At 62.8% G+C, this 16,013-nt stretch carries 17 protein-coding genes; 6 read left to right on the plus strand and 11 right to left on the minus strand.

The window, feature by feature from the left end:
* Positions 1 to 19 precede the first annotated feature (19 nt).
* Complete coding sequence (locus BUB72_RS10370; RefSeq protein ID WP_073143620.1) at positions 20 to 883, plus strand: LysR family transcriptional regulator; 864 nt, start codon at positions 20 to 22, stop codon at positions 881 to 883.
* On the opposite strand, the gene BUB72_RS10375 is transcribed toward BUB72_RS10370, so the two are convergent.
* The 3 genes from BUB72_RS10375 to BUB72_RS10385 form a co-directional block, all read right to left on the minus strand.
* Positions 880 to 2,379 carry a tripartite tricarboxylate transporter permease gene (locus BUB72_RS10375; protein WP_073143622.1) on the minus strand — a complete coding sequence of 500 codons (1,500 nt, stop codon included), beginning with the start codon at positions 2,377 to 2,379 and terminating at the stop codon, positions 880 to 882. The genes BUB72_RS10370 and BUB72_RS10375 overlap by 4 nt on opposite strands.
* Positions 2,376 to 2,858 (minus strand): tripartite tricarboxylate transporter TctB family protein, encoded by a 483-nt coding sequence (locus BUB72_RS10380; protein ID WP_073143624.1) that lies wholly within the window; start codon positions 2,856 to 2,858, stop codon positions 2,376 to 2,378. Before BUB72_RS10380 ends, BUB72_RS10375 begins: the two co-directional genes overlap by 4 nt.
* Before the next feature lie 70 nt (positions 2,859 to 2,928).
* Positions 2,929 to 3,906: a Bug family tripartite tricarboxylate transporter substrate binding protein gene (locus tag BUB72_RS10385; protein ID WP_073143626.1), complete on the minus strand. Its 978-nt coding sequence runs from the start codon at positions 3,904 to 3,906 to the stop codon at positions 2,929 to 2,931.
* Between the two features lie 163 nt (positions 3,907 to 4,069).
* Here BUB72_RS10385 and BUB72_RS10390 point away from each other — a divergent pair, with 163 nt between their 5' ends.
* Genes BUB72_RS10390 through BUB72_RS10400 form a run of 3 tightly spaced genes read left to right on the plus strand, consistent with a single transcriptional unit; the run spans position 4,070 to position 6,857 of the window.
* Positions 4,070 to 4,975 carry a LysR family transcriptional regulator gene (locus BUB72_RS10390; RefSeq protein WP_073143629.1) on the plus strand — a complete coding sequence of 302 codons (906 nt, stop codon included), beginning with the start codon at positions 4,070 to 4,072 and terminating at the stop codon, positions 4,973 to 4,975.
* 4 nt (positions 4,976 to 4,979) lie between these two features.
* Positions 4,980 to 5,723: a sulfite exporter TauE/SafE family protein gene (locus BUB72_RS10395; protein ID WP_073143631.1), complete on the plus strand. Its 744-nt coding sequence runs from the start codon at positions 4,980 to 4,982 to the stop codon at positions 5,721 to 5,723.
* A complete protein-coding gene (locus tag BUB72_RS10400; protein ID WP_073143632.1) occupies positions 5,724 to 6,857 on the plus strand; it encodes a mandelate racemase/muconate lactonizing enzyme family protein in 1,134 nt (377 codons plus the stop codon).
* Here the strand turns inward: BUB72_RS10400 and BUB72_RS10405 are convergent.
* From BUB72_RS10405 to BUB72_RS10435, 7 genes are read right to left on the minus strand one after another with little or no spacing between them, the layout of a single operon-like run.
* A complete protein-coding gene (locus tag BUB72_RS10405; protein WP_073143634.1) occupies positions 6,854 to 7,519 on the minus strand; it encodes a fumarate hydratase C-terminal domain-containing protein in 666 nt (221 codons plus the stop codon). The genes BUB72_RS10400 and BUB72_RS10405 overlap by 4 nt on opposite strands.
* Positions 7,516 to 8,646: a CaiB/BaiF CoA transferase family protein gene (locus BUB72_RS10410; RefSeq protein ID WP_073143636.1), complete on the minus strand. Its 1,131-nt coding sequence runs from the start codon at positions 8,644 to 8,646 to the stop codon at positions 7,516 to 7,518. The genes BUB72_RS10405 and BUB72_RS10410 overlap by 4 nt, the downstream gene beginning before the upstream one ends.
* Positions 8,643 to 9,602, minus strand: coding sequence for a fumarate hydratase (locus tag BUB72_RS10415; RefSeq protein ID WP_073143637.1), 960 nt, complete (start codon positions 9,600 to 9,602; stop codon positions 8,643 to 8,645). The genes BUB72_RS10410 and BUB72_RS10415 overlap by 4 nt, the downstream gene beginning before the upstream one ends.
* A complete protein-coding gene (locus BUB72_RS10420; protein WP_073143638.1) occupies positions 9,599 to 11,356 on the minus strand; it encodes an L-aspartate oxidase in 1,758 nt (585 codons plus the stop codon). Before BUB72_RS10420 ends, BUB72_RS10415 begins: the two co-directional genes overlap by 4 nt.
* Positions 11,356 to 11,697, minus strand: coding sequence for a succinate dehydrogenase, cytochrome b556 subunit (sdhC, locus tag BUB72_RS10425; RefSeq protein WP_073143639.1), 342 nt, complete (start codon positions 11,695 to 11,697; stop codon positions 11,356 to 11,358). Before sdhC ends, BUB72_RS10420 begins: the two co-directional genes overlap by 1 nt.
* On the minus strand, positions 11,694 to 12,023 hold the full coding sequence (locus tag BUB72_RS10430) for a succinate dehydrogenase (protein ID WP_073143640.1): 330 nt from the start codon (positions 12,021 to 12,023) through the stop codon (positions 11,694 to 11,696). Before BUB72_RS10430 ends, sdhC begins: the two co-directional genes overlap by 4 nt.
* A complete protein-coding gene (locus BUB72_RS10435; protein ID WP_073143641.1) occupies positions 12,020 to 12,724 on the minus strand; it encodes a succinate dehydrogenase/fumarate reductase iron-sulfur subunit in 705 nt (234 codons plus the stop codon). The genes BUB72_RS10430 and BUB72_RS10435 overlap by 4 nt, the downstream gene beginning before the upstream one ends.
* A 190-nt stretch (positions 12,725 to 12,914) precedes the next feature.
* On the opposite strand from BUB72_RS10435, the gene BUB72_RS10440 reads away from it, so the two are divergent.
* Complete coding sequence (locus BUB72_RS10440; protein WP_073143642.1) at positions 12,915 to 13,529, plus strand: glutathione S-transferase family protein; 615 nt, start codon at positions 12,915 to 12,917, stop codon at positions 13,527 to 13,529.
* Positions 13,522 to 14,349 carry a nitroreductase family protein gene (locus BUB72_RS10445; RefSeq protein WP_073143643.1) on the plus strand — a complete coding sequence of 276 codons (828 nt, stop codon included), beginning with the start codon at positions 13,522 to 13,524 and terminating at the stop codon, positions 14,347 to 14,349. The genes BUB72_RS10440 and BUB72_RS10445 overlap by 8 nt, the downstream gene beginning before the upstream one ends.
* Here BUB72_RS10445 and BUB72_RS10450 read toward each other — a convergent pair.
* Positions 14,346 to 15,947: a thiamine pyrophosphate-binding protein gene (locus BUB72_RS10450; protein WP_073143644.1), complete on the minus strand. Its 1,602-nt coding sequence runs from the start codon at positions 15,945 to 15,947 to the stop codon at positions 14,346 to 14,348. The genes BUB72_RS10445 and BUB72_RS10450 overlap by 4 nt on opposite strands.
* Between the last annotated feature and the right edge of the window lie 66 nt (positions 15,948 to 16,013).

Raw genomic sequence — 16,013 nt, forward strand, 5'->3', positions numbered from 1 at the left:
GTTCAGGTAGATTGAATTAATGCAAACCCGCGCGCTGGAGACCTTGGTTAGAATTTTGCAGGTGCAGTCCTTTAGCGAGGCGGCGCAGTTGCAGAATATGACGCTCTCCGCGCTGAGTATGCAGATGAAAGCGTTGGAGGCGGAACTGGACGCAGAGCTGTTCGACCGCAGTTTCCGCCCGCCACGCCTGACGCCCTTGGGGCGGAAGGTGGCGGAACAGGCGAAGGGGGTCATCAGTGCCGTTGACGCCTTGCATGATTTAAGCAGTGCGGGCGCGGGGTTGAGCGGGGCGTTCAAGCTGGGCTTCATTCAGTCCGCCAGCGCCCGCATCCTGCCGAAATTCGTGACGCTGGCCGGGGAGCGGGAACCGCGGGCGACGTTTCGCTATAGCTCCAACCTGTCGGAGGTATTGACGGAGCAGGTCGTGCAAGGTCAGTTGGACGCCGCCATTGTCACGCGGGTGGAAGGGGCGGCGCAGTGTCTGCATGCCGACCTGATCGCATCGGAGCCGATGGGCTTGGCGGTGCCTATGGGCCAGTCGCATATGCGTGTGGAACACCTGCCGCAGCACATGCCGTTCATCCATTTCCGCCCCAGCACGGGGATTGGCAAACTGATCGCGGCCTCATTGGGGGCAGGGGTGTCGCCGAAAAATACGCTGGTGCTCGACAGTATCGAGGCCTGCATGGAATGCGTGAAGGAAGGCGTCGGCTACACCGTCCTGCCACTGCCCGACATTCGCCGGTATGAAGATGCGCGCGTGCATGTGGTTGAAAACGCGCTGGAAGGCCTGACGCGCGATCTGGTGATGCTGACCCGCGACGACAGTCAGGCACAGCGCTGGCGGCCCCGATTGCTGTCGTTGGTAAGGTCTGCTGCCTAGGCCCGTCGTTTCAAAGTGCGTGTGGCGCGGATGCCTGCGCGAATGATGGCGATGACCGTCAGCACCGTCAGCCCCCAGAAGAACCACGTGATCGGCCCGCGGAACAGGATCGCGGGAGAGCTTCCGGACATCAACATGGCTTGGCGGAAGTTGTCCTCCAAGAGTGGGCCGAGGATGAAGGCGATCAGAAACGGGGCGGCGGGAATGTCGTTGCGTAGCATCACAAAGCCGACCCAGCCCATGACGAACATCACGCCGACATCGAAGATGTTATTGTTCACCGCGAACACGCCATAGACGCACAGCACCAGCACGCCGGGGAACAGCACGCCGCGCGGGATGTCGGCCACGTATTTGAAGCCGCGAATGGCGACGGAGCCTATGAAGAACAGGAAGACCGAGCTGACGATCAGGCCAATGAACAGCCCGTAGATGATATCCACGTTGAGGATGAACATCATCGGGCCGGGTTGTAGCCCGTGCACCATGAACGCGCCGATGATGATCGCGGTGATCACGTCGCCCGGCACGCCAAGCGCCAAGAGCGGGATCAGGGTCGCACCTGCCACGCCGTTATTGCCCGCCTCGGAGGCGGCGACGCCTTCCAGCTCTCCTTTGCCGAAATTGTCGCGGTTGGGCGATTTGCGCCGCGCCTCGCTATAGGACAGGAAGGCGGACGGGGCCGCACCGATGCCGGGAATGGAGCCGAGGAACACCCCGATAAAGCTGCCGCGCACGATGGATTTGAAGCAGCGTCTGTATTCCGCGAACGTCACTTTATCGTCACCCAAACCACGGGTCTGGCCCTTATGAGGTTTCGGGTCCCAGACCATGGCCAGCACCTCGGGGATCGCGAACAGCCCGATGAGCACCGCGATGAAGTTGAGCCCGCCCATCATGCTGGGATCACCGAAGGTGAAGCGGTTGGTGCCGTAGACGAGATCGAGCCCCACCGTCGCCAGCAGAAGCCCCAGCATGGCCGAGAGCGCCCCGCGCAGCAGGCTTGCACCGGAGACACCGGCGATGATGGTCAGCGAGAACAGGATAAGGGTGAAGAATTCCGGCGGGCCGAAGTTCAGCGCGAAGGACGCGAGCCAGCCCGCGAACAGGATCAGCGCGAGGTTTGATATCAGATCGGCGGTGCAGGACGCCCACAGCGCCATGCCAAGCGCCTTGCCCGCCTGACCTTTCTCGGCGAGAGGGTAGCCGTCCAGCACCGTGGCGCTGGAGGCGGGGGTGCCGGGGGTCTTGATCAGGATCGCGGGAATGGAGCCGCCGAAGATGCCGCCTTTATAGACGCCCAACAGCAGCAGGATCGCGATGATCGGCTGCATGGAAAATGTGAATGGCAGGGTCAGGGCCACGGCCATGGTGGCCGACATGCCGGGAATTGCGCCTGCGATGGTGCCGATGGCGACGCCTGCGAACAGGGCAAAGAACGCCTCGAAATTGCCGACTAGCGACAGGCCGGCAAGGATGCTGTCCATCAGGCTCATGGCAGTCTCACGAAGTTACCTTGCGGGATGGCGACGCTGGCGACATGGGCGAAGAACCCATAGAGGATTAGCGGCACGCACAGCGCGCAGATCACGGCGGTTCTGGGATGCGAGGTGCGGACCAGAAACGCGGTGGCCACGAAGGCTAGCATGGACGTCCAGACCATACCAAGGCGCGGCAGGCCGAACATGTAGATCACCATGACCACGGCCATAATGGCGAGGCGGCCGTATCCGCCGGGCACTTCGGCTTTTTCCTGAGACATGTCTTCGGACGAGAAATGCCCAGTGACCGTCAACCCCAAACCGATCACGATGGTGAGGGCGGAGAGGGTATAGGGCCAGAACACCGGCGACAGGATGATGTTGCGCACATTGCTGGGCGAGGACACCCAGTTCGGAATCGCCACGATCATCAGGAACAGGCCCGCGACGACCGCGAATAGTCCGATGAGCGTTTGCCGGTGGAGGTTTTGCATGAACGGGCCTCGCTGGATAAAGAAACGGCGCACAGAGCATCAGCCCCGCGCGCCGTTCATACGTTAGATCTTAGCCTTCGATCCGCATACCCAGTTTGTCGACCAGCGCGCGGAATGTATTGTATTGCTCCTGAATGAACGCGTTGGCGTCCTCGGGGCTCATCACGTCGATGATCGAGCCACGGGCTTCCATCGAGGAGACGAATTCCTCGTCACCTGCGGCGGCAGCCATCCATTCACCCCATTTCGCAGCGACCTCGTCCGAGATATCTGCCGGGCCCGCGATGCCGGTCCAACCGACAAGCTGGTGCAGGGCAGGCTTGCCCAGATCAGCGGCTGTCGGTGCGTCGAAGCCAACCACAGGCTCCTTGGTGGTGACCATTAAAGGTTTCATCTGGCCGTTGGCCACGAAGCTGGCAAGGGCCGAGGAGTTGGTGCACAAGAAGGTCGCCGTGCCGTTCAACACCGCCGTGACAGCCGCGCCGCCACCTTTTTGCGGGATGTGAGTGGCTGCGTTGAGCGGGTCCTCGACGCCAAACTCGTCCAGCACCATAGCGCCCGCCAAGTGCAGACCGGACCCCACGCCGGAGGAGGAGTAGCTGACGCCACCCTCGGCCACCTTGGCGATCAGGTCATCCATCGAATTGATGTCGGATTTGGCCTCGACCGCGCAGGCGAACGGGTTGATCTCGTAGACCGTCACGAAGCGGAAATCGTCCAGCGTGTAGGGCAAGGTCGCCTTCATCGCAGGGTTGACCGAGTGCGAGCCCACGCGGGCGAACAGCATGGTGTAGCCGTCTGCCTTGGCGTTCTTCACAGCGACGGAGCCTGTCGCCCCGCCAGCACCGGTGACGTTCGCCATGATAAGCGATTGGCCCACGGCTTTGCCCAAAGGCTCCGCAATTGTGCGCGCCGAGATGTCGGTGGCCCCGCCTGCGCCGTAAGGGATGACCATATTGATCGGCCGCTCAGGGTAATCCGCGGCGGATGCGGCCGTGGCAAGGCCGATTACCATTGCGCTGACAGCGCTGAATTTCGCAAATTTCATAGTTTCCTCCCAAAAACTTCTGGCTGATGAGTGTGCAGCCTATGTTATCGACATGCTAGGGGCAGCGTCGATCCTTGACAAATGTTATTGGTAAGTCATTCTTGTATAAAGCGGCAATTGATTACAATTACCGAAAGCCAAGCTAACATAAAGCCGGTCATCCATGTCCATACGAATGCTCCGCACGTTAATTGCCGTCGAGGAAAACGGCACCTTCAGCGCGGCTGGCGAAGCGGTGTTCGTCACCCATGCCGCCGTCAGCCAGCAGATGAAAGCACTGGAGGCGGGGTGGGGCGTCACGCTGTTTGATCGCACGCGCCGCACGCCGGAGCTGACACCGGTCGGGCGCGCCATCGTCACTCGGGCCCGCGAGATTGTGGCGGCCTATGACAATCTGTTGCCCTCGGTTTTGGGCGATGACGGGTTGCGGGGCAACCTGTCGCTGGGCAGCGTGCCGACGGGGCTGACCAGTCTGATCCCTTTCGCCATCACCTCGATCAAGGCGCGTTTTCCCGACCTTCATATTGGCGTCACGCCGGGTCAAACCAAAGAGTTGTTGATTGATCTGGAGCGCGGGGTCCTGGACGCCGCCGTGATCACCAAGCCGCATGTGGTCCCGCATAATATGCGCTGGGCGCCGATCAGTCAGGAGCCGATGGAGCTGTTGACCTCGCTGAATGTCACCTCGGACGATCCGTTCGAGATACTGGCCACTCATCCCTACATCCGCTTCACCCGCAAGGCGTTGCTAAGCGACTTCATCGACAACTGGCTGCAAGAGAAGAACATCACGGTGAAGGACACGATGGAACTGGAAAACCTCGAGATCATCTCCAGCATGGTGCATGCCGATCTGGGCGTCTCGATTGTGCCGCGCCGGAGCGTGCAACCGCCCAACCCGCTGCCGTTGAAACACATCCCGCTGGGTGACGACGCGCCGGTGCGGGAATTGGGGCTGATGTCGCTGGCCAACACGGTGAAACTGCGCGTGCTTCAAGAGGTCGAGGCAGAGTTGCTCAACGCAGTTGCGGTGGGGCGGTTCGATCCGTTTCCGCAAGGGGCGGGATAGGGCCATGACGTTGGACTTCTTTGTAATCCTTGCTTTAGGTGCGGCGGCGGGGGGCTTCATGAATGGCCTGGCGGGCTTCGGCACCGCGCTGTTCGCCTTGGGGTTCTGGCTGCAAATCATGCCACCCGCACAGGCGGTGTCGATTGTGGTGATCATGTCGGTCATTGCGGGGCTACAGGGCGTGTGGCTGGTGCGAGCCTCCATTATGGACCAGCCGCGCAGGTTGGCGCGCTTCGTGCTGCCCGCGCTGGTCGGCGTGCCGTTGGGCGTGGCGGCCTTGTCGGTGCTGGAACCCGGAATACTGAAACTGATCATTGCGGGATTTCTGATCCTCTATGGCGGCTTTTTCACCCTGCGTTCGTCCTTGCCGAAGCTGGAGCGGCCGACGCCCGTAATAGACATGCTCGTCGGGTTCGCGGGGGGTGTATTGGGCGGGGCGGCGTCGCTGTCGGGTGCTTTGCCCACGATGTGGTGCGCCATGCGCCCGTGGCCCAAATCCGAGACGCGTGCGGTGCTGCAACCCTTCAATGTGATCGTGCTGGGCGTCACGGCGTTGGTTTTTGCGATCAACGGCACCTACACAGGCCAAACGCTGACCTATATCGTGGTGGCGTTACCGGTGACGATGATCTTCGCGCAGATCGGAATATCCGTGTTCAAGCGGCTGACCGACGACCAGTTCCGCCGCTTGCTGATTGCGATGATGCTCGTTTCGGGGCTGGTTCTAATGGCGCGGGAGGTGTTTTAGATGGCGCATGTGATCGAACGGGTCGAGGTGTTTTGCTACCGCGTGCCGGTAAAGGTGCCGGTGGCGACATCCTTCGGCGTGATGCGGGACCGTCCGGCGGTGTTCGTGAAGCTGACCGATCAGGACGGCTGCTTCGGCTGGGGAGAGATCTTCGCCAATTGGCCCGCTGCCGCCGCCGAACACCGTGCGCAGCTTCTGGTGCGCGACATTTGCGATTTGGTGGTGGGGGCGGAGGTGGCGCAGGCGGGCGACTTGATCGAGCGACTGACCGCGCAGACCCATATCCGTGCGTTGCAATCGGGTGAATGGGGGCCGTTCGCCCAAGTGATCGCGGGATTGGACATTGCGCTGCATGACATGTTTGCGCGGCGGAACGGAGTCTCGGTGGCGCGGTTTCTGAACAGTAAGGCAGCAGACAGCGTGCCGACCTATGCCAGCGGCATTGCCATTAATGCGGCACCTGAACTGATCGCGCAGGCCCGCGCGGCGGGGCATGACGCGTTCAAGGTGAAGATCGGTTTTGACGCGGATGATATGGAGGCGCTGCGAGACGTGGTCGAAAATCTGCATGAGGGCGAACACCTGATGGCGGACGTCAATCAGGCGTGGTCAGTCCCCGAAGCGCTCACTTGCACGGACCAGATTGACGCCTTGGGGTTGCGCTGGCTGGAGGAGCCCATTCGTGCGGACCTGCCATTTGAGGACTGGGCGCGCTTGGCAGAGGCGTTCAAGACGCCATTGGCAGGGGGCGAGAACATCACCGGATTTGACGGATTTGCTGCGGCAATTGCTGCGCAGCATTTATCCGTGCTGCAACCCGATATCGTCAAATGGGGTGGCCTAAGCGGCTGTGCCTCGGTTGCTGGCGACGTGCGCAAAGCCGGCCTGCGCTACTGCCCGCATTTCCTTGGCGGCGGCATCGGATTGATCGCCTCGGGGCATTTGCTGGCGGCGGTTGGCGGCGACGGGCTTTTGGAAGTCGACGTGAACCCCAACCCGCTGCGCGACGCTTTTGGTGGCGCGTTGGTGGAGGGTGGCGTGTTCGCCATTGCCGACGCACCCGGTCTGGGCATCGACGACTTGCCCGAAGAATTGGCCCAGTTCCAAACCCTAGCGCTGGAAGCGCGCGCCTAGATCACCTCGTCGCTGCGGTCGTCGGTCTCGCCATAGCGCTTCAGCGTCGCGGGGCGGGTGCCTTCATAAACGCGGTGCAGGTTCTCGGCGATTTTGGCGTTTTCGCGCTCGAACAGGCAGTCGCCGTGTTTGTCAGAGGCCACGATGAACGGCCCCATATTGTTGCACCTGATGACCCACATGGCTTGGGCGAGGCCCAGTTCCTCGTTCCAGTGAACGGCCTCCACCTTCTCGACCCCGCGGCCCAGCAACGCGCCGGTGCCGTAGCCGACGGTGGACAGATAAATCGCGCCGTTTGGGACAAAGAACGACTTGTAGTCTTTCGACGTCATGCCACCCTTGCCGATGATCAGCTTCGCGCCGGATTTCTCCATCCATTCCGGCAGCCATTTGGCAAAGCGGAAGGACGCGGTGGCGGTGACGGCCCCCATCTCGAAGCTGCCATCGGGGTTGATCCGCGCGGCGGGGGAGCAGTGGAAGTTGGCCGCTGAGTCGCGGGGCAACTCCATGGGAATGTTGGCCTTTTCCTCCAGCGCGCGCTTGTAGACGCCTTCGCGGGCGGTATACATCAACCCGTCCAGATAGACGATGTCGCCAAGTTGCAGATCATCGAGCGCCTCTTGCGTGGGTGTGGTGCTCAGGCGGATTTTACGCGGGCTCATTGGGCGGCCTCCGGTGATGTGATTTCGTCCGTGTCGCGCCCGAATGTGGGCGCGGGATTAAGCGTTTTGGGTGCCCATGGCGCGCGAAAACTGAGGCCGGGGACACGGACGGTCTGGTCCAGTTCCGGCACGGGCAGGTCGTGCCAACAGGGGGAGTTTTGCATCTGTGGATGCGCGAGTGCCTCGCCTAAGGTGAGGACGGGGCCTGCGGGGACATCGGCCTCCGCCAGCACGGTGTCCCAATAGCTGGCGGGCTGCGTGGCGAAGATTTGCGTTAGGGTTTGCGTGACGGTTTCGGGGTCTGACTGCGCCAGTTCGGGGCGACCGAGCGCGAGGCACAAACGGCTGGTTTGTGCAGGGGTATTGGCGGTGATGACGATCTGGCCTTCGGCGCAATCGAACCGACCGGAAAACGGCGAGTCCGAGAACGCGCGGTTGCCATCAAGGCCCCGCAACGCGCCGGTTGTCTGGTGGTTTACCGCATAGGCACCCATGAGATTGGTCATCGCGTCGAGCATGGAGACGTGCAGCTCCTGCGGCTTCAACGGCTGTTTGGCGCGTTGCAGCAGGGCGGCGAGAATGGCGGCGATTAGCGACTGACCGGCCACGTAGTCCACGATCGGGATGCCGACGCGCAGGGGGCCGCTTTCCGGGCTTCCTGTCATCGCCATCAACCCGCTGACGCCTTGCAGGATGTGGTCATAAGCGGGGCGGGAGGCGAGGGGACCGTCAGGGCCATAGCCCGACAGGCTGGCATAGATCAGGTCGGGTTTGCGGCTTGTGGTGGCGTCGAACCCGAGGCCAAGGCGGTCGGCCACGCCGGGGCGGAAGTTTTGCACCAAGACGTCTGCCTCGGCGACCAGCGACAAAGCGGCGTCCAGTCCGGCTTTGCTTTTCAGGTCCAGCACCACGGATTTCTTGCCGGAGTTCTGGCTTAGGAACGACGCGCCAAGCCCCGCGTCGCGCATGGCTTGCGTGCCTCCATGGCCGCGCACGAAGTCGTCGCTGCCGGGACGCTCTATGCGGATGACCTCCGCGCCCATCAGCGCCAGTTGGCCCGTCGCATAGGGCCCCGCCAGCACATGGGTGAGGTCGAGAATTCTTATGCCTGTCAGCGGCTGGGTCATTCCGCCGCTTCCATCGCGGGGGCGTCCCAGTCGACGGTTTCGCGGCGTTGGTAGTCGGTGAACCAGTCGGGGTCGGTGCGATATTCCACCCGACCATCCGCGAACACCCGCGCCACTGCGCGCCGTGAGGACAGGCAGAAGGCGTGGACGGACATTTGCATGCCGCCAGTGTGGCAGTAGCCCACTTCGATATTGCAATCGACGACCATGGATTTGCCGACGAAGCCCATCGCCCCCATGCCGATAGAGTTGCCGATCTCCTTGAATTCCCGCTCCAGCGCGGCGATTTTCGGGTCGGAGTTCTCGCTGCCCACCGTGCGCAGGCAGGCGGCGCGCTTGCCCAAGACCATGCAGGTGTCCTTGCAGCCGCCAAGCCCGATGCCGATAATCGCGGGCTGGCAGGCAAGGCCGCGTTTGCCGAAGGCCACGAGGCTGTCGAGATAGAACCGCTTGATCCCCTCGATCCCGTCGGAGGGGAAGAGCATCCGGTAATCGGTGCCGAACAACCCGCCTTTATGGACGGTGATCAGGTCGATCCATTCACCGCCCGGCTCGTAGCCATATTCGATCTCCGGCGCGCCGATGCCCACGTTGTTGTCGTGGTCCGTGCGCCAAAGCGGATGCACGCGATTGGGGCGCAACGGCACGCCGTTGGTGGCATTCGCAGTTGCGCGGCGCAGGGCGGCTTCTAGTGCGATTGGGCCGCCTTCGATCTGCGTCTCGTTGCCCATTTTGACATACCAGCGCGGGGTGCCGGTGTCGCCGCACATGGCGCGGCGGTCTTCCTTGGCGGCCTCGTAGTTTTCCAGCATGGCCTGCAATACGAAGGAGGACAGGTCGCCGTCCTCCACATCTGCGGCGGCTTGCAACCCGTCGAGATAGTCCTGCGGGATTTCGATGGCCGCCTTGTCCATCAGGGTCTCGGCGGTTTTCTGGATGATGTCGATGGGGATCATTCTGCGGCCTCCACTAATGAGACGGGTTCGCCTTCGGGCAGGATCGTCTCGCCCGGTTTGACGATGGTGAACTGGACGTCCTCGCGGGTGACGTCGAGGGTGTTGCCTGTTTGGCGGGCGACGGTGAAATAGCTGCTCTCCATCGCGCCGCTGTCCGGGAAGTCCTCGCGGTAATGTGCGCCTCGGGAGTTTTCGCGGGCCAGCCCCGCCTTGGTGATGACTTCGGAGATTTCGCAGAGCGACGCCATGTTGAGCCAATCGTGCCATGTCAGGTTGAAGGCGAGGTTGTCGCCTGCGACGCCAGCTTCCAGCAATTCGGCCTGAATGTCGGTGATGCGGGTCAGGCCGCGCTCCATCCCGATTTCCGTGCGCATGACGCCCACGTCTTCCCACATGGCCTCCTGCAACTTGTCACGAAGCGGCTGGATCGGGGCGATCTTGTTTTGTAGCGGGCGGAGAGCGCGGGCCACTTCGGCTTCCAAAACGCTCTCGTCAGGGTCGCGGAGCGCGCCCATGTTGCGGATATCCATGCCCATCACGTCGCCCGCGACGCCGCCATAAACGGTGGAGTTCGCCACCCCGTTGCCGCCCAAACGGTTGGAGCCGTGGGCACCGCCCGCATCCTCACCCGCAACGTAAAGGCCTTCCAGCGCGGTGCGGGTGTCGGGATCGACCACGACGCCGCCCATGAAGTAATGCGCAGTCGGCACGACCTCGACCAGCCCGGCGGCCAGATCGAAGCCGCTATCGGCGCAGCGCTTGACCATGCCGGGGAATTTTGCGCGGACGTTGTCGGGGCCAAGGTGGGACATGGAGATGTATACGCCACCATTGGGCGTCGTCGTGTTCGACTTGCGCATTTCGGCGAAGATCCCGCGGCTGACCACATCGCGGGTGGCGCGTTCGCCCTTGGCGTCATAGTCGAACATGAAGCGGTTTTCCGCGCCGTTCAAAAGCTGCCCGCCCGCGCCGCGCAGGCCCTCTTCCAGCACTGTGCCGGTCATCTTGGTGTGGTCGCCCGCCAGAAGTCCGGTGGGGTGGAACTGCACCATTTCCATATCGCGCAGAGGCAGGCCGACACGCAGCGCCATGGCGAGGCCGTCCATCGTCTTGTCGCCGGAGGGCGTATGATACTTGTACATGGTCGGCCCGCCGCCAGTGCCCATCAGCACGGTCTTGGCGCGCACGAAACGGAACTTGCCGCTGCGCATGTCGATCATCAACACGCCCGCAAGCGCGCTGCCGTCTTTGGTCGGGATCAGCCCGATGGCGCGGTGCTCTTGCAGCTTTTCGACGGGGCGGGACAGGACCTGCTCCATCAGGCGGTTGATGATCTCGATACCGGTCAGGTCGCCCTTATGCACGGTGCGGTCCGCCGTCTGGCCCGCGAAGGCCTTTTGGTGCAGAGAGCCATCGGGGTTGCGGTCGAAGAAGCAGCCGATCTCGTTTTCCAGCTCTCGAATGCGCACGACGGCCTGTTCGCACAGCTTCCACGCCATATCCTGATTGGGCAGCCATTTTCCGCCTTGGATGGTGTCCATGAAATGCCGCTCGACCGTGTCGCCGCCGCCAAGGGCCACGTTGTAGCCGCCTTGCACCATGCGGGTGCAGCCGCATTTGCCGATCAGACCTTTGACGGCAATGGTAATCTTGGTTCCTGCGGGCGCAGTTTGTTGCGCGTGGAGGGCGGCGAACATGCCCGCCCCGCCGGTGCCGAGGATCAGGATGTCGGTGTCGTGTCTCTCGATCTGCATCAGATGGCCCTCAGAAGGAAAATGCCCGCCAGAAAGGTCGAGGCGGCGACGGTGCTGGCGGCGGCGGTTTTCTGGCCCGATGTCCACGGCAGGAACTCCAGCGCCATTAATCGCAATCCGCCGAGCATGTGGACGGAGAGCAGGAAGACGAGGCCGAATTCTGCGAATTTGACGATGGGTGTTTCCGCCCAGTGCAGGAACCCGTCCAGCTTTTGCGGCGCGTTGAGAGCGTAGGATAGCACCCAGAAATGGGCGGGCAGGAACAAAGCCAAGGCGACGCCGGAGATGCGGTGCAGCAGGAACGCGATCCAGAGCGTGTGGGTGCGGTGTCCGTGTATCATATCGCGGTGACCCCGTAGACCGCCTGCATCCCGAGGATCAGGAGCAGGGCGAGGATACCCCATGCGGCCGCGTTTAAGCCCATGCCGCGCAGGCCCGCCCATTCCGAGAGCACCGTGCGCAACCCGATGGCCGCGTGGATGGAGACGGCGACGACGAATGTGCCGTAGAATAAGAACCACAGGATGCTGCCTTGGGTGCGGCCAAGGATTTCCGCCGCCGACAAGCCGCCTTGGATGGCGTAGATCATCACCGCGATATGCATCAGCACCAGCGGCGCCATGATCAGCGCCGTGATGCGTTGCGCCATGTAGAGCTTTAGCGTCATGTGCGCCTCTTGAAGAAGTTGCGGGCGGTTTCGCGCTTCAGGCCCGCGATGGCGTTCATCGGGTTCAACTCGTTGGGGCAATGCACCGCGCAACTACCCTGACTGTGGCAGTTGTGGCAGCCGCCCACGCCGGAGACCGCATCCAAAATCGCCTGCTTGTTGGCGTCCTTGCTGTCGTTATAGACGCTCCACGCCCGTTGCAGGGCGGCGGGGCCGAGGTAGTCGGGATTGCCCGCAACCGTGTCACAGGCGGCGTAACAGACGGAGCAGTTGATGCATTCGATCCCTGCGTTGATTTCGACACGGGCGGCGTTTGTGGGGTCTATAGCCTCGATCGGATCGTCGCGGGTCTGGGTCGGGTGGTGCAGACCCTCTGCGGCGACCCATTTGTCGAAGAACGGGTCCATGTCGGTGGCCAAGTCCTTGATGACGGGCAGGTTCCGAAGGGGGCCAATTTCCATGTGGCCGTCTTTCAGCACCTTGTTGACATGGGTGCGGCAGGTCCAGCGCGGGACGCCGTTGACCATCATCGCGCAGGAGCCGCACATGCCAACGCGGCACGCATAACGGTAACTGAGCGTCGGGTCGGCGTATTGCTGGATCCACGCGACGACGTCGAGGACGGTCTGGTTGTCCTCCATCTTCACGTCAAAGGATTGGAACGCGCCTGTGGCCCCGCCGCGCCAGACGGATACGGACATCTGCTGCTCTTTTGGCAAAGCGTTGCTCCCCCTTGGATTGACCGACGCGTATGAGAATATAGGTGCAGGTTTTACTAACATAAAGGAATAAAGACTTACCCATCCTGTAAGTTATAATTACAGCGGTTGAGCCTTCCCAATCCGCGCGTCGACGCTATTGTCGGGTGGCAATCTCAGGGGAGGAACGGGAATGTTGACGCTCTATTATGCCAAGGGGACCGCCGCCTTGCCGGTCCATATTGCCTTGGAAGAGGCAGGGGCCGCCTATGACTTGCACCTGCTGGAGTTCGCCAACAAGGACCATTTGCAGCCGGAGTATCTGGCGATTAACCCCAAGGGCCGCGTGCCGGCGCTGGTCACGCCGGACGGCGTGTTGACCGAAACACCCGCGCTGTTGGCCTATATCGGGCAGGTGTTCGAGGCAGCTAAGTTGATCCCCGACACGCCGTTCGGCTTCGCAAAGGCGCAGGAGTTCAATCAGTATCTGGCGGCGACTGTTCATGTGGCCCACGCGCATAAGCACCGTGGGGCGCGGTGGTCGGACGACGCCGCGTCGCAGGATGCGATGCGGGCGAAGGTGGCCTCGAACATGACGGAGTGTGCGGGTCTGATCGAGACGCGCTATCTGCAAGGGCCGTGGGTGATGGGCGAGCAGTATACGGTTTGCGATCCGTATTTATTCTTGGTGGCGCGGTGGCTGAAGGGCGATGGCGTGGATGACAGCGCGTTTCCGAATATTTTGGCGCACCGTGCGCGGGTGGAAGCGCGACCGGCTGTGCAGGCGGTTTTGAAGCACCATGACTAACGGGCTGTCCGACGTTCTGGCCGCGCGGTTCATGGATGCCCCTGATGTGCCAGAGGAATTGCAGGAAAACCCTGTGTTGCAGGGGATCGCGGGGCGGGCGTCGTGTCGGGCGTTCCTGCCCAGGCAGGTTCCGTTGGAGGTGCTGAAAACGCTGAGTGCTGTGGCGCTGTCGTCGCCGTCGAAAAGCGACCTGCAACAGCGCGACATCGTGATTGTCGAGGATGCGAAAGTGAAGGCGCAGTTGGTGGAGCTGGTGTCTGCGCAGGCGTGGATCGCGGGTGTGCCGTCTTTGGTGGTCATTTGCGCCAACAACCGCCGCCAGCGGCAATTGCACGAGATGCAGGGGCTGGGCTTTGCCAACGACCATCTGGACGCGTTTTTCAACGCCAGCGTGGATGCGGGGATCGCCTTGGCGAGCTTTGTGATCGCGGCGGAGGCGGCTGGCTTGGGTTGCTGCCCGATCAGCACCATTCGCAACCACGCGCAGGAGGCGAGCGAGTTGTTGGGCCTACCGGACCATGTGTTTCCGGTGGCGGCCTTGGCATTGGGGTATCCTGCGAGCGAGGGGCAGATCAGCCCACGATTGCCCTTGCGGGCGACGGTGCATGTGGACCGGTTCAGCGAAGACCCTGCGCGGGATTTGGCAGAATACGATGCCCACCGTGCGCAGGTGCAGCCGTATCGGACGCAGCGCAGTGCGGAGCTTTATGGAACCAGCGACCGCTACACTTGGTCGATGGACAAAGCGCGGCAATACAGTCTGCCGGAGCGGGTGGACTTCGGGGCTTTCATCAAGGCCAAGGGCTTCACGCTGGACTAGTGCGCGGCCCCGCTGGGGGCGGGCAGGCCCTCGATCTGGACGTTGACGCAGGCGGGTTTGCCGCTTTGCACCGCGCGGTCGAGGGCCGCGTCGAGGTCGGCCAAGTCCGTGACGTATTCGCCATGCGCACCCAAGCCTTTAGCTGCCTCGTCGTAGCGCGCACCGCTGAGTTCGCATCCGATCAGGCGGTCGGGGCCGTAGTCGCGCAGCTGGATTTGGTGCTCGGCGTTCCAGCGCTCGTCGTTGCCGATGACGACCACATAGGGGAGGCCTGCGCGGGCGGCGGTCTCGAATTCGGCGAAGTGGAATCCCACGGTTCCGTCGCCCATCAGGGCGAAGACTGTGGCGTCGGGGTGGGCGGCTTTGGCGCCGATCCCGTAGCACAGCCCGCCGCCGATAGCCCCGGAGATGCCGTTGGTCACCCGCAGATCCGCTTGCGTGGCGGCTTGCGCCCATTGGCCGAACTCGCCGCCATCGCAAATCATGATCGAGCGCTCGGCCTTGTCGATTTGCCGCTGCACGGCGGCACAAAGCTGGGCGGGCGTGATTTTGCCGGACGGCACGGTGTCGCCCTCGCTGAAGCTGCGGGCTGCGAGGTTGATTGCGACCTGTTCGCGCCATGTGTCATGGCCGCCATGGCCCGCCGCAATGAGCGCGTCGATGCTGTCGCGCGGGTCGGCAGCGAAGCAGGCTTTGAGGCGGGTGCCAAGGTTTCGGTGGGCGCGGTCGCGTTCGGCGGCGCAGGGTTGGACGACGATCCAGTCGCAGGACGGGTCGACGACGTTTGCGCTGCCGAACCCGAGGGTGAAGTCGATGCGCTTTCCCAAGGTTACGATAAGGTCGGCCTGCGCCAAGGCTTTGCCGACATTGCCCAAGGCCGGGTCTTTCAGCCCGCGCGGGCTTTCCATCGCGATCACGGGCGCGCCCAAGGCATCCTGCAACGCGGCGAGCTTGCCGGGGTTGCGGGTGTCATTCATGGCGGGGCCGCACAGGATCAGCGGACGCTCCGCCTTGGCGATCGCCTGCGCGATGGTTTCAGCGTCGGCTGCGGGCAAGGGCATCGGCTCCTTGCCAAGCGCTGTGGGGATGGTGCCGCCCGTCGCATCTGCGTCGACCAGATCGAAGGGCAGGGCCATATGCACGGGGCCGGACCTGCCGGACAGCGCTGCGCGCAAGGCGCGGGCGGTGTCGGTGCCGAAATCGGTCGCGCGGATCGGGCGGAAGGACAGCTTGGTGACGGGCGTGGTCATCGGCACCTGATCGAGTTCCTGAAACGCGCCCCTCCCGTCCTGGCCAAGGGGCGAGTCGCCGGTGAGCAGCAGGACGGGGGTTTCCGACTCGGACGCCGTGAACAGCGGACCCAGAGCGTTCGCAGCGCCCGCGCCTGCGGTGACCATGGCGACGCCGACGGTGCCAGTGAGTTGCGCATAGGCTTCGGCCATGAACACCGCGGCGGCCTCGTGGCGGGTGTGGATGATCTCGATCCCTGCATCAAAGCAGGCGTCATAGACCGGCATGATCTGATTGCCCGACAGCGAAAAGATGCGCGTGACGCCTGCGGCGGCCAGCGTTTTTACCAGAAGGTCTGCGCCTCTCATTCTATCGGTTCCTTGTTGCCTCTTTGAAGACCATCTGACCCCAACTGTGCCCCGCCGTCCAGCGCC

This window comes from Litoreibacter ascidiaceicola, assembly GCF_900129235.1.
In the GTDB taxonomy this organism is placed as follows: domain Bacteria; phylum Pseudomonadota; class Alphaproteobacteria; order Rhodobacterales; family Rhodobacteraceae; genus Litoreibacter; species Litoreibacter ascidiaceicola.

Bases quoted from the DNA above. Each gene is read 5' to 3' on its own strand.
- BUB72_RS10370 (WP_073143620.1), top strand. From the start codon at position 20: ATGCAAACCCGCGCGCTGGAGACCTTGGTTAGAATTTTGCAGGTGCAG.
- BUB72_RS10375 (WP_073143622.1), bottom strand. From the start codon at position 2,379: ATGAGCCTGATGGACAGCATCCTTGCCGGCCTGTCGCTAGTCGGCAAT.
- BUB72_RS10380 (WP_073143624.1), bottom strand. From the start codon at position 2,858: ATGCAAAACCTCCACCGGCAAACGCTCATCGGACTATTCGCGGTCGTC.
- BUB72_RS10385 (WP_073143626.1), bottom strand. From the start codon at position 3,906: ATGAAATTTGCGAAATTCAGCGCTGTCAGCGCAATGGTAATCGGCCTT.
- BUB72_RS10390 (WP_073143629.1), top strand. From the start codon at position 4,070: ATGTCCATACGAATGCTCCGCACGTTAATTGCCGTCGAGGAAAACGGC.
- BUB72_RS10395 (WP_073143631.1), top strand. From the start codon at position 4,980: ATGACGTTGGACTTCTTTGTAATCCTTGCTTTAGGTGCGGCGGCGGGG.
- BUB72_RS10400 (WP_073143632.1), top strand. From the start codon at position 5,724: ATGGCGCATGTGATCGAACGGGTCGAGGTGTTTTGCTACCGCGTGCCG.
- BUB72_RS10405 (WP_073143634.1), bottom strand. From the start codon at position 7,519: ATGAGCCCGCGTAAAATCCGCCTGAGCACCACACCCACGCAAGAGGCG.
- BUB72_RS10410 (WP_073143636.1), bottom strand. From the start codon at position 8,646: ATGACCCAGCCGCTGACAGGCATAAGAATTCTCGACCTCACCCATGTG.
- BUB72_RS10415 (WP_073143637.1), bottom strand. From the start codon at position 9,602: ATGATCCCCATCGACATCATCCAGAAAACCGCCGAGACCCTGATGGAC.
- BUB72_RS10420 (WP_073143638.1), bottom strand. From the start codon at position 11,356: ATGCAGATCGAGAGACACGACACCGACATCCTGATCCTCGGCACCGGC.
- sdhC (WP_073143639.1), bottom strand. From the start codon at position 11,697: ATGATACACGGACACCGCACCCACACGCTCTGGATCGCGTTCCTGCTG.
- BUB72_RS10430 (WP_073143640.1), bottom strand. From the start codon at position 12,023: ATGACGCTAAAGCTCTACATGGCGCAACGCATCACGGCGCTGATCATG.
- BUB72_RS10435 (WP_073143641.1), bottom strand. From the start codon at position 12,724: ATGTCCGTATCCGTCTGGCGCGGCGGGGCCACAGGCGCGTTCCAATCC.
- BUB72_RS10440 (WP_073143642.1), top strand. From the start codon at position 12,915: ATGTTGACGCTCTATTATGCCAAGGGGACCGCCGCCTTGCCGGTCCAT.
- BUB72_RS10445 (WP_073143643.1), top strand. From the start codon at position 13,522: ATGACTAACGGGCTGTCCGACGTTCTGGCCGCGCGGTTCATGGATGCC.
- BUB72_RS10450 (WP_073143644.1), bottom strand. From the start codon at position 15,947: ATGAGAGGCGCAGACCTTCTGGTAAAAACGCTGGCCGCCGCAGGCGTC.